Source organism: Leucobacter sp. PH1c, assembly GCF_000633415.1.
Classification (GTDB): domain Bacteria; phylum Actinomycetota; class Actinomycetes; order Actinomycetales; family Microbacteriaceae; genus Leucobacter.
The window spans coordinates 1-263 of the sequence record NZ_AYMV01000064.1 but is presented as its reverse complement, the minus strand read 5'-3'; the positions used below and the strand labels follow the sequence as shown (position 1 = coordinate 263).

At 66.9% G+C, this 263-nt stretch carries 1 protein-coding gene; it reads right to left on the bottom strand.

The features are described from left to right. Window positions 1-263: hypothetical protein (locus tag U874_RS15860; protein ID WP_025135142.1), on the bottom strand; the 263-nt coding region annotated here is incomplete at both ends.

Below are 263 nucleotides of genomic sequence, written 5' to 3'. Positions count from 1 at the left end.
GCCGACGCCGAAGCCGAAGCCGAAGCGTTCACGTCACCAGCCGTAGCCGTGTCACCCTCGGTGCTCTTGTCACCCTCGGTCGACTTATCGCCCTCGGTGCTCTTGTCACCCTCGGTGGACTTGTCACCCTCGGTGGCCTTGTCGGCATCCGCGTCCGCGTCCGCTGCGGCATCAGCCGAAGCATCAGTGGAAGCGTTCGCCTCAGCAGCAGCCTTCGCCGCAGCCGACGCGTTACCCTCAGCCGCAGCCGAAGCCTCAGCCGC